9 protein-coding genes and 2 pseudogenes are annotated in these 11,555 nt (G+C 66.5%); 4 read left to right on the top strand and 7 right to left on the bottom strand.

Going from position 1 to position 11,555, the window contains the following annotated elements:
• The first annotated feature begins 26 nt into the window (after positions 1-26).
• A complete protein-coding gene (locus H7K34_RS22765) occupies positions 27-725 on the top strand; it encodes a YoaK family protein (RefSeq protein ID WP_264064256.1) in 699 nt (232 codons plus the stop codon).
• Here H7K34_RS22765 and H7K34_RS22760 read toward each other — a convergent pair.
• The 4 genes from H7K34_RS22760 to H7K34_RS22745 all read right to left on the bottom strand — a co-directional run bounded on the left by H7K34_RS22760 (position 722) and on the right by H7K34_RS22745 (position 4,967).
• The gene (locus H7K34_RS22760; protein WP_264064845.1) at positions 722-1,828 is read right to left on the bottom strand and encodes a phosphodiester glycosidase family protein; all 1,107 of its coding nucleotides are present in this window, start codon (positions 1,826-1,828) and stop codon (positions 722-724) included. The two genes, H7K34_RS22765 and H7K34_RS22760, sit on opposite strands and share 4 nt — an antisense overlap.
• Positions 1,829-1,907: 79 nt before the next feature.
• A complete protein-coding gene (locus H7K34_RS22755) occupies positions 1,908-3,314 on the bottom strand; it encodes a YhgE/Pip domain-containing protein (RefSeq protein WP_264064255.1) in 1,407 nt (468 codons plus the stop codon).
• A 34-nt stretch (positions 3,315-3,348) separates the two neighbouring features.
• Positions 3,349-4,074: a pirin family protein gene (locus tag H7K34_RS22750; protein ID WP_264064254.1), complete on the bottom strand. Its 726-nt coding sequence runs from the start codon at positions 4,072-4,074 to the stop codon at positions 3,349-3,351.
• A gap of 26 nt (positions 4,075-4,100) precedes the next feature.
• Complete coding sequence (locus H7K34_RS22745; protein ID WP_264064253.1) at positions 4,101-4,967, bottom strand: MarR family transcriptional regulator; 867 nt, start codon at positions 4,965-4,967, stop codon at positions 4,101-4,103.
• Positions 4,968-5,030: 63 nt separating this feature from the next.
• Here H7K34_RS22745 and H7K34_RS22740 point away from each other — a divergent pair, with 63 nt between their 5' ends.
• Positions 5,031-6,164: an NAD(P)H-dependent amine dehydrogenase family protein gene (locus tag H7K34_RS22740; protein WP_264064252.1), complete on the top strand. Its 1,134-nt coding sequence runs from the start codon at positions 5,031-5,033 to the stop codon at positions 6,162-6,164.
• 7 nt (positions 6,165-6,171) lie between these two features.
• Here H7K34_RS22740 and H7K34_RS22735 read toward each other — a convergent pair whose 3' ends face one another.
• On the bottom strand, positions 6,172-7,140 hold the full coding sequence (locus tag H7K34_RS22735) for a DMT family transporter (RefSeq protein ID WP_372510837.1): 969 nt from the start codon (positions 7,138-7,140) through the stop codon (positions 6,172-6,174).
• Positions 7,141-7,296: 156 nt separating this feature from the next.
• Between H7K34_RS22735 and H7K34_RS22730 the strand changes: the two are divergent.
• Positions 7,297-8,147: pseudogene (locus tag H7K34_RS22730) on the top strand (LysR family transcriptional regulator).
• Positions 8,148-8,156: 9 nt separating this feature from the next.
• Here the strand turns inward: H7K34_RS22730 and H7K34_RS22725 are convergent.
• Together H7K34_RS22725 and H7K34_RS22720 are read right to left on the bottom strand one after the other, a co-directional pair.
• The gene (locus H7K34_RS22725) at positions 8,157-9,575 is read right to left on the bottom strand and encodes an alpha/beta hydrolase domain-containing protein (protein WP_264064251.1); all 1,419 of its coding nucleotides are present in this window, start codon (positions 9,573-9,575) and stop codon (positions 8,157-8,159) included.
• Positions 9,576-9,611: 36 nt separating this feature from the next.
• Positions 9,612-10,743 (bottom strand): annotated as a pseudogene (locus tag H7K34_RS22720) (sigma-70 family RNA polymerase sigma factor).
• Here H7K34_RS22720 and H7K34_RS22715 point away from each other — a divergent pair.
• The gene (locus H7K34_RS22715; RefSeq protein WP_261863717.1) at positions 10,736-11,530 is read left to right on the top strand and encodes an alpha/beta hydrolase; all 795 of its coding nucleotides are present in this window, start codon (positions 10,736-10,738) and stop codon (positions 11,528-11,530) included. The pseudogene H7K34_RS22720 and the gene H7K34_RS22715 sit on opposite strands and share 8 nt — an antisense overlap.
• Positions 11,531-11,555: the final 25 nt, after the last annotated feature.

Genomic DNA, 11,555 nt, shown 5'->3' with positions numbered 1-11,555 from the left:
GCGGTCGCCGAAATATACTGCACCCCGTGGCCACGTCGCCGGTATCCGAGCGATCGACTGTTGCGGCATTGCTCCTGCTGACCTTCGCCACCGGCCTGGCCGACTCGCTCAGTATCTTGGTCCTCGGCCACGTGTTCGTCGCCAACATGACCGGCAACGTGATCTTCCTCGGCTTCTGGATGGCCCCGCGGACCAGCATCGACCTGACCGCGGTGTCGGTGGCGCTACCCACCTTCATCGCCACCACCATCTTGTCCGGCCGGCTGCCCCGCTACTTCGGAGACCGGGCCCGGACCTGGATCACCACCGTGCTGACCGCGGAAATCGGGCTGCTGGTGAGCTTGTCGATCCTGGCCGGCACCGGGGTGCTGCATTACCACGACAACACCAAACTGATCATGATCGGGTTCCTCACGGTCACGTTCGGTCTGCAGCATTCGAGTGCTCGTCAGTTCGGAATCCAGGAACTCTCCACCACGGTGCTGACGTCGACGATCGTCAGTCTCGGTTTGGACAGCCGATTGGCCGGTGGTACGGGTGAACGCCAAAAGCTGCGTTTCAGTGTGGTTTTCACGATGTGTGCCGGTGCTTTTCTCGGTGCGACATTGTCGCGGTTCGTCATCGCCCCGGTGTTCACGCTGACGGCAGCCGTGGTGGCGGCCAGCCTGCTGATCTTCCGACTAGCGCCTGGCGCCCCGGAAAATGTTGTCGCTGAGGATGTTTAGTTGAAGGCCAGCCAGCTGGGCAGTGCGCGTTCATGGGAGTCGCAGAGCACCTGGCGGGTATCGCATGATCCCCGCGGTGAACCCGCGCCGGCCCACATGCCTCCGGTGTCGCGGCGCAGCACGATCGCCGACGACCCGCCGCCGTCCAGCAGCACCGCGGTGTCGCTGCCCAGGCCGCGGAATAGGTCCTGCATGTTGTCCGGCGTGTAGCTGCCGCCCTCGAAGATGTACATCTCGTCGCGCTGTTTGACGTAGGCCAGGGCGGTTCGCGCCGCGCTGGGTCCGCCGTCGCGCAGCTGTTGGGTCTGGCCGGGGCCCAGCAGACCGATCCCGGACACCGCTACGAATTTCTCGTTCTTGTTGAGCAGGTCGGCCACCACCGGGGTGGCGGCGTCGTAGTCGTTCTTGCTGCGCGGCCAGACCACGTACGGCGCACCGCCGGTCGGCAGGATCATCGTGGTCAAGGAGGACCAGTTCTCGCCGCCGCCCGAAAGCCCTTGCTTGCCCGGGTAGGCGGCGGTGCCGGTGACCGCCTGGTTGGCGCGGCCCTGTCCGTTGGTGTTGTCCACGAACGCGCCCAGCGGCGAGCTGCAGCCGGTCTGCCGCCACGAACCGGCCTTCTGCGGGCGCACGTCAAAGAAGTTGGCGTTGATCGCGATTGTCGGCTGCCCCATCCGCTGCCATGCCTGCAGCGGGGTGTACAGCTCGGAGGCTTGCCACAACCCCTCGGCGGTGCGGGCACCGGGGTTGTTCTCGCAGCGCGCCTGGTCACCGCGATGCGTGTCGACCAGCAGGTGCGGTGCCAGCCGCGTCGACGCATTCTTGATGATCATCAGGTGGCCGCCGTTGTTCATCTCGTACCAGCGACCGGTGGCGTCCATCAGCGGCGTGGGGTGGCCGGGACCAAAGTTGTAGACCAGATACGAGCCCTTGGTGGCGCCGATCGCGCTGGCCAGCATTTCGCGGCCAGCGGCGTGGGCGACGGGCGAACCGATCGTGGCCGTCGGGATGGCGCAGCAGAGCATGGTCGTGAGGCTGGCGGCCAGTCGGCGCAACCCGGCGCGTCGTGTCAGCACGGCTGCCCTTTCGGCCCTGATACGGATGCAACATACACAGCATCAGTCACACCAGCCCCACTGTCAACATAAATAACAAACGTGTGACACTTAGGCAGCGCCCGAATTACGTTTGCTCGCTTGCGCTTTCGGGATCCGCTTGGCCGGGGTCCGCGTCGCTTGGTTGGCCCGAGCCTTCGCGCTTGCCCGTGCGCGCCTGGTGCTGCGATTGGTGTGCCTCGGCGATCGCCATCTCGACGGCCCCGGGAATCCGGTGAAACCCGCTGCGGTCGTACAGGTGGGTGACGATGCCACCCACCAACAGGCCGATCACCAGGCCGATCGACGTCATCATCAACGCCTGCGACAGCCCCGCGGCCCCCGAACCGTTGAGGTATAGCAGCGACCGCACGCCCAGAAATACCTGATGCATCGGCTCGAACTCGGCCAGCCAGCGGAAGAACGGAGGCACCGCCTCCAGCGGGACCGTGGCGCCCGCCGACGGCAACCCGAGGATCACGAAAATCAACATGCTGAACAGCAAGCCCATCGAACCCAGCACCGCGATCAGCGAACTGGACGTCACCCCCACCGCGACGATCGCGAAAACGCCGTACGCCCACAACTGCCAGCCGAGCGCAATGGGCATGCCCAGTCCATGGGCAATGGCCAGGTAGACCCCCGACGTCAGCAACGCCAGGACCACCATGATTCCCCACTTGACCAACAAGGTGCGGAAGCGGGAGATGTTGGCCTGCTCGGCAAATCGATACACCGGACCCCATTCGGCCGGTACATAACCGAGCAGTGAGTCCACCAACGTGGACACGACGATGCTGCCGGTGAAGCCGGCCAGCAGCAGCAACAGCGCGTAGTAGAACGCCGACAGCCCGTTGCCCGTGCCGTTGGGTAGCGGGTTGTACACGGCCGTCTTGATGTCGATCGGGCTGGCAAGCCCCGCCTGCGACGCGCCAGTCAACGGCGCCCCACCGGTCTGCTGCGCGACCTCCGACGAAAGGTACTGTCCCACTTTGGTATTAGCCGTCGCCATGGCCTGGGTCAGCGTCTGTCCGGCGATGCCGGCGCCCAACGTGCCCGCCCGCTGGTTGGTGAGGATCGTGACCGAGGGCCGCTCCGCCTTGGTGGGAGTGACGGCGCTGGCGCCGTACTCTCGCAAATTCGACGAGAACGTGGGCGGAATCACCAATTCGGCGTACACCTGCGCCCGGTCCAGCAGCCCTTTGGCCTCCTCGTGGCGCACCACCCGGAGGTCGAATTTGTTCTTATCCAGCCCGGACAGCAGGCCGTCGACGATCTTCGGGCCGGAGGTTCCGGCGTCTTCGTTCACCACAGCGATCGGGAAATGGTGCAGGTTGGTGGTCGGATTCAGGATGCCGCCCAGATACAGCGCACACAGCGCCGACATCAGGGCCAGCGTGGCGCCGACCGGCAATGCCCAGAATCGCACTGTTCCCAGAGCTTTTGCGTTCCGCTTCGGGTTCGGCACCGCGTGCCGCGGCTGCGTTTTGGACATGCCGGCTCCTGTCTGTCATGCCCACCCTATTGGTCTAGCCGCCCAGCTTCGCGTGCATCTCCCAGATCAGCAGGTCCGTCGGTTCGCTCGCTGTCAGCCGCGTGCCATCGGCGTCGGTGAGCCGCGCCGCATCGCCTTGCGCCAGCTCGCCGGCGCCATCCAGGTGCAGCCGGCCGCGTGGCACGAAGACATGCACAAACGGGGCGGCGGGCGCGCTGACGGTGTCGCCGGGTTGCAGCCGCGCCCCGTGTAGTGCCGCGTTGCGGTTGTGCAGCGTGATGGCGGCACCGCACCCGGGTATCCCCGACGCGATGACCACCAGGCCGGAGCGCAACGCCTGCTCATCGATCTCGTGCTGCTGGTAGCCGGGGGAGATGCCGGCCTCATCGGGGATGACCCACATCTGAACGAAATGCACTGGACGCGTGGAGGAATCGTTGCGCTCCGAGTGCTGGATTCCGCTGCCCGCCGACATGCGTTGCGCCAGACCCGGATAGATGACACCGTGATTGCCGGCGGAATCCTGGTGTGTCAATTCACCTTCCAGCACCCACGTCACGATCTCCATATCTCGATGAGCGTGGGTGTCGAAACCCGCATTCGGCGCCACGAGGTCGTCGTTGTTGACCACGAGTAGTCCATGGTGGGTGTTGTCCGGCTCATAGTGGTCGCCGAACGAGAACGAATGCCGGGATTTCAGCCATGGCGTCGTGGTGACGGCCCGGTCGGCCGAGCGCCGAATCTCGGAGTTGGCAGGCATGGCTTCAGGGTAATCGCGAGCGCCGGTCAGGCCATCGGGCCGCCGAGCAGGTGTTGCGCATGCGTGAGCGCGGTGTCGAGTGCGCCCAGGGTCAATCCCGGCGAACCGCCCAGATGGATCTCGATTTGGTATTCCGGTTGCCGGTCCTGGGCGAAGATCGGTAGGACGACGAATTCTGTTGATGCCAGGTCTGTTTCGAGTGAGTCGGTGATCGATTGCAGCGTTACCATCGTCATCAGTGTGGTGAGTTGCCGGGTGACCTGCGCTGTTGGCTCCAGCGACGCGAGCACTCCGGCCAGGCGGGTGTGCAGCGATTGATGGGTGTTGTCGAATCGCCAGGCGCCGTAGCCGCGGGCCCGGATATCGGCGAGTACCCGTTGATGCTGCGCGACTTCGGTGCGGGTCAACCGTGGCATCACCCGCTGCAGCCAGGCGGCGACGAAATCTTCGTCGCGCCAAGCCATCGCAACCAGCCCGAACGGCGGATCGATCGGGAAGCGCTGACCTACGGCATGCTGTCCGTCGGTACCGTGCCCGACGGCGTCAACCGTGGTCAGGTGCCGGCGACCGATCTTCGACATCGAGCAACCCGCGCCGAGGGTGTCATGCAGATAGGCCAGGGCATCGCGCCCGCGGTCCAGTAGCGGGAACTGCGTTCGTAGCCCATGTACCAGTCCGAACAGCCCGCTGCCCAGACAAAAGCGGCGGTCCCCGCGGCGCGTGACCCAGGACCGGCGTTCCAGCTCGGCCAGCACCAGGGCGCAGGTCGAGGTGCTGATCCCGCACGCCTTCGCCAGCTCCGCCGAGGTTCGTCCGTTCGGTGAATCCGCCAGGGCGCCAAGCACGTCCATCACCCGACCGGTGGGCGGTGACTTGGCGGTTGACGTACCCATGCCCAGCTCCCTAACATCCAGCCAAAATGTAAGAATAGTCATCCTAATATTAGGAGATATCTCGTGCTGAAGGTGGGAGTCTGGGGGCCGGGTTCGATGGGCATCATTGCCCTGCGCGGCGTGATCGACCACCCCGAGCTGCAGCTGACGAATCTCGTGGTTCACAGCGACGCCAAAGCAGGCCGCGATGCCGGAGAGCTGTGCGGAATCGCGCCCGTGGGCGTGGTGGCCACTCAGGACCCGGCATCGATGCTCGCCGGCGACGCCAACGTGGTGGTGTACGCCGCGGGCGCGAACCTGCGGCCGGTTGCGGCCATCGAGGACATGGTGTCGATCCTGCGGGCCGGAAAAAACGTGGTGTCGTGTTCGGTGGTGCCGCTGGTGTTTCCCGACGCCGTCGACGGGGCCTTCACCGATCCGCTGCGCCAGGCCGCGCTGGACGGGGCTGCATCGTTCTTCACCACCGGCATCGATTCCGGGTTCGCCAATGATGTTCTGCCACTGGTGCTTACCGGAGTATCCCGGGCCATCGAGTCGGTGCGGATGACGGAGATGTTCAACTACGCCACCTACCCGGATCGAGCCGCGGTGTACGAGACCCTCGGATTCGGCAAGCCGCCGGAGTATCCGGCTTTCGCCGCCCAGCCGGGAGTCTTCACCTTCGGCTGGGGCCCGGTGCTGCATCAGCTCGCCGCGGGCCTGGGCGTCAAGATCGACAACATCGAGGAGAGCAACGAACGCATCGCCGCCACCGAGTCCTTCGACACGCCCACCGGGCACATCGCGGCGGGAACGATCGCGGCGATGCGCTCGACGCTGACCGGATATGTCGCGGAAAAGCCCACTTTCGTCGTCGACCACGTGACGCGAATGCGCGACGATATCGCCGGAGACTGGCCGCAGCCGCACATCGGTATCGCGCCCAAGGACCTTGGCTACGGTCCGGCATCCGGGCGTGGCGTGTATCGCGTCGAGATCGAGGGTTCGCCGAGCATGCGGTGCGAGTTCGAGATGGCCGAGGACCATGACCACGATCTGGGGGCGCGCATCGCGGGCTCCTCGCGCATGGTCAACGCTATCCCCGCGGTGTGTGCGGCCGCGCCCGGGCTGCTGTCCGCGCTCGACCTGCCGCTGGTCACCGGCGCCGGCCTGGTCCGCGCGGTCGACGGCCCGTCACCCGACAGCCGCTTGTTCTAAAGCGCCGTTAGAAGCCGCTGTCGGACGACCGCGTGGAACAACTCACCATCGCCGGCGGCGCTGCCGCGGGCGCGGTCACCGGCGCAGCGCTTGGCGTGGCCGCGCGATGCCGGCTGGTTCCCTTGCTGTTCAGCCAGCACGCAAGGCCCCCGAGGAGCAGGCCGATCGCGACGCCGACGTCGGGGCGCTGACCGAGCATCAGCCAGGCCAGCACCGCCGCGGCCGCCGGGATGACGGCGAACAGCATCGCCACCGCCGCGGCGCCGTGCAGGCTGATGGCCCGCAGGTAGAGGCTGACCGCCAGCGTGGCGTTGAGCAGCACCATGCCGCCGACCGCGATAACGGCGTTGGTCGTGTCGTGCACGGCGAAGGGCGTGAGCAGCGCCAGCGCCGCCGCGGGCAGCAGCGCGACGGCATTTTGCACGGCGCTCATGGTGCGAAAGTCGACACCCGCGCAGAACCGCTGTTGGTACACGCCGCCGGCCGAAAGGCCAAGCAACCCAGCCACAAGCAGCAACAGGACCGGGTCGACGCCGTGCGTACTCAGCAGCCGTCTGGCGCAGGCGGCGAACACCGCGACGACGCCGAGGACCAGGGCGGCGATCCGCAGCGAGCCAAGCCGCTCGCGCAGGAACATCGCGCCCAGGATCGCCGTGGTGACCGGGTTCATCGCGATCACCACCGCACACAGCACCGCCGACGCTCCGAGCAGCAGCGCCTCGTAGAGACAGCAGAACTGCACGGCCTGGATCAACAGACCCGCGACGAGGACGTGACCGAACTGAGCCCCGCGCGGCCAGGCCGACCTGGCCAGCAGGGCCCAGGCCGCCAGAACGATTGCGGCTAAGCCGAATCGCAGCACCAAGACAGCCATCGGCGTCATGGCGGCCACCGCAAGCGCGCCCACCGGATAACCGATCGCGTAGAAAAACGTCACCGCCGAGGCGGTGGACAAGGGCATGCGCGGCAAGTGCATGTTCCCCATGGTCGCCAACCCCCAGCTATTCCGTCCAACGATTTTTGGCGATCAAGATCGATCACGGATTCTGATTGCTGGACCATTTTTAGCGGGGATAGCCGGCTCGTTATCGCAGCAATTGATCATCGATGCTGATCGAACTACGGTGGTCGGATGGCCCAGGTGCTGGACATCGCGCCGCTGCGCAGCCTCGTCGCGGTCGCCGATTGTGGCGGATTTCACCGGGCCGCCGCCGCGCTGCACCTCAGTCAGTCCGCGGTCAGTCAGCATCTGCGCAAGATCGAAAGCGTGCTCGGCGAGCCGGTGGTCCAGCGTTGCGGGCGCGGCGTCTTGTTCACCGAGATCGGTCAGCGGGTGCTGCGGCATGCGCGCACGATATTGGCGGCGCACGACGCGGCGCTCGACGATCTCGGCGCGACCGAACAGCGGGTGCTGACGGTCGGTGCCACCGAACACGGCGCGGACGTGATGCTTCCCGCCCGACCAGCGTACTGGCCGACCGGCTTCCCGACCGGCGCCCGCGCTTCCGGCTGGACCGCAACGTCTCGCTGGCGGACGCGGTCGACCGGGGTCTGGTCGACCTGGCGATCATGCTGGACGGGTCGGGTCTGGATCGCGCTAATGCGTCGGGAGTCGTTGCGCTGCAGTGGGTGTCAGCGCGGACCTGCACGGTTCGACGGGCTGATCCGCTGCCATTGGTGATCTATGCCGAACCGTGCACATTGCGCGAGCCGGCCTTCGCGCTGCTGGACAAGCAGGGGGTTGACTACGAGATCGTCGCCGAATGCGGTGATCTGGCCGGGCTTTACGCCGCGATGCGGTCGGGGCTCGGGTTGGCGCTGTTGCCGAAGATCGGCAAGCTTCCCGACGGATTGTGCCCGGCCGAGGGACTGCCGGCGCCCAGCAGCGCCTCGATACTGGTGCGCGGCCGCTCGGGCTTGGATCCCGATCTACCGAGCACCGTCGATGCTGCGGTGCGCGACGTGCTGGCCGCCGACAAGTAAAGGCCGACTTTATGAATCGCCGTCGGGGTAGCTGGCGGCGGCCAGCTCGAGGATCTCGGCACGGTCCGCGGGCAGGATGAAGCGAGATCGGATGGCCGTGTCCAGCGCCGAGCTGAAGCTGTCCAGATATTGGGTGGAACCGCCCGGGTAGAGCCGGCGCACCGTGCCCTCGTCGAAGGGCTCCCCGGAGCCGAAGATCGCCGACATCACGTTCTCGGCGGAATTGTCCCAGGCGCCGTCACCGGACGTCCGGGCCAACGGTACGTCCACCCATGGCGTCCGGAGACCGCCTTTCGCGAGACCGTTGGTATCCAGAATCGGTTGTGGCAGTTCGGTTTCGCCCATCTCGATGGGTGGGGCGGCCGGTGCCGCCTCGCCGGTGCGGACCCAGGTGTTCAGTGCGGCGATCGCCGCCTGCACCACATAGTGGTGCTGCGGGGCGAAGTTGATGTAGTGGTCGAGCTGCTGGCCCATCAGCATGTTGGTGGGCGCATAGGCGGCCACGATGTCCTCGAGCTGCGCCGCGCCGTTATCGATCGGCGCTACCTGGATCGTGTAGTTGTCGGCATGCGCGGCGCCCGGAATCTCCCAGACCCGCAGCCACTGGTTGTCGGGCTGCCGGGCGAAGTAATAGCCGTGCCGCACCGCGCCGAACAGGTCGGTTTCGGTGATGATCGTGAGGAGTGGGACGCGCAGGTCTGAACGGAAGTTGACCGCCTGCGGCAAGTTCACCTGCAATTCGTCGAGGACTGAGCCGCCGTCCAGCGGTGCGGCGGAACCGAATCGGGAATGCACCAGAAAACCGTCGTAAATTCCGGCGAGCGGGTGGACGGCGTTGACATAGCTGGTGAGGAACATCGCGGACTGCGATTCGCCCAGGGCGACAACGTGTTCGGCGCGCAACCCGCGCAAGATATCTGCACTGCTGGCGAGCGCTCCGGTCTGCGAGAACATGTCATAACAGAACGCGTCACCCGGGTGGCTCAGCGGTGCGTAGCGCGTCGGGTCCTGACTCTTGAGTGACATATCGAAGCCGAGCAGGCTGGCACCGCCGTCCCCCCCGACCTTTTGTGCCGAGACCGCGACATAGGCGTAGCCGGCGCGGACGATCTCGCGGTGCGCCATCATCCACACCGCCGGAGCATCGATGCCGCCACTGACGTTGAGCCATTCGACCAGCACGGTCCCGTTGAACCGGGTTTGATCGGACGGCGTCAGCACCACCACCCTGGTCGTGTAATCGGCGCTTCCCGAAGGGGTTACGGACCACCGGCCGTCGGGACCCAACTCGGCAGCCGGCTGGTAGGAAGTGGCCGTTCCGGAGACGAAGAACTCCTCGGCGACGTAGCCCAGGTCGCCGACGTCAAACCCGCCCAGCAATAAGAGTGGCTTGCCGGGAACCGGCGTGATGCTGGGGGACTCCGTCATGGGCTACACCCTTCTCACCGATCGGGATCTACCCCGTCACAGGGATGGGGGCAGCCCAAACTTCGTGAACAACGCGTTGTCCAGGAATGCAACCACATGCGACACCCCGTCGTTGCGGACATCGAGCACATGCAGCTGAAACGGCACGTGCGCAGGGCCGGCCCGTAGGTACATCGCCGCGGCGGGTTGCCCGTTGGCGACCAGCGGAATCATCCGCATATCGCCCGGCAATTCAGCGGGGCACTGTTGGTGAATCAGGGTGATGATGGCCGGTGCGCCCTGGTACCAACCGGTGTACGGCGGCATCTCCCAGACCGCCTCGGCGGTGAACAGTTCCACCAGCCGGTCGATGTCGTAGGACTCGAACGCGGCGATGTAGCGGGCCAGCAGGTCTTGGGCTTCGGTCGAATCCGGCGCCGCCAGCCGGTCATTCGCGCGGGGCCCCACGGTTTCCAGCTGGGATCGGGCCCGCTGCAGCAGGCTGTTGACCGCAGTCGTGGTGGTCCCGACCGCGTCGGCCACTTCGGCGGCCTTCCACTGCAGCACGTCACGCAGCAGCAGTACCGCTCGCTGACGGGGCGAGAGATGCTGCAGCGCAGCGACAAACGCCAACCGCACCGACTCGCGCGAGCCCACGATGACGGACGGGTCGGCGGGGTCCTCGGTCAGGTCGGGCAGCGGCTCCAGCCACGGCACCTCGCGGCGTTCCACCAGCTCGGCGGTCGGATCCGAGCTGGGTCCGCCCAGCCCGGTGGGCAACGGCCGTCGGGCCCGGCCTTCAAGCGCGGTCAGGCAGGTGTTGGTGGCGATGCGGTGCAGCCAGGTGCGTATCGACGACTTGCCTTCGAACCGGTCGTAGGCCTTCCACGCCCGCAACAGCGTCTCCTGGACCAGGTCTTCCGCGTCGTGCAGGGACCCGGTCATCCGGTAGCAGTGCGCCAGCAATTCGCGGCGATACGGCTCGGCATGGGCTGAGAAATCGCCGTGGCCCCCGCCCGCGGCGGGGAGTTCTGCGTCGTCGGAGTTCTCCGCGAGCACACTCACCCGAATGAGCCTACGCAGAGCCGCGGACCACCGCGCCCCAGGAGCCATTACGCTGCCCCTAATGACTAGGACGCGCCATGACCCGTACTGAACGGAATTTCGACGGCCTCGGCGGCGTGCGCATCGTGTACGACGTCTGGACGCCGGATGCACCGCCGCGAGCCGTGGTGGTGCTGTCGCACGGTCTCGGAGAGTATGCCCGCCGCTATGACCACGTCGCGCAGCGCTTCGCCGAGGCCGGACTGGTCACCTACGCCCTGGACCACCGCGGACACGGCCGCTCCGGCGGCAAGCGCATGCTGGTTCGCGACGTCTCGGAGTACACCGCCGACTTCGACACCCTGGTCGGAATCGCCACTCGCGAACACCCCGGCCTCAAGTGCATCGTGCTGGGACACAGCATGGGTGGCGGGATCGTCTTCGCCTACGGCGTCGAGCGCCCGGACAACTACGACCTGATGGTGCTGTCGGGGCCGTTGGTGGCCGCCCAGGATCAGGTGCCCGCGGTGATGGTGTTCGCCGCCAAAGTCCTCGGTGCCGTGCTGCCCGGCGTCCCGGTGCAGGACCTCGACGTCGACGCCATTTCTCGTGACCCTGAGGTGGTGGCGGCCTACAAGGCTGATCCGCTCGTCTACCACGGAAAGGTCCCGTTCGGAGTGGGCCGGGCGATGCTCGCGGTCGGCGAGACCATGCCGCAGCGGGCACCGGCACTGACCGCGCCGCTGCTGGTGGTGCACGGGGAATGTGATCGCCTGGTGCCCGTCGCCGGCAGCCGCCGACTGGTCGAATGTGTGGGATCGACCGACGTCACGCTGAAGGTGTATCCGGGGCTTTTCCACGAGGTCTTCAACGAGCCCGAGCGCGACCAGGTGCTGGGCGATGTCGTCTCGTGGATCACCGACCGGCTCTAGGCTCTGCCACCGACGCAGTGTCGGA

This window comes from Mycobacterium montefiorense, from assembly GCF_025823255.1.
Lineage (GTDB): Bacteria > Actinomycetota > Actinomycetes > Mycobacteriales > Mycobacteriaceae > Mycobacterium > Mycobacterium montefiorense.
The sequence above is the reverse complement of the archived record's forward strand: the minus strand, read 5'-3'. Positions and strand labels throughout refer to the sequence as shown.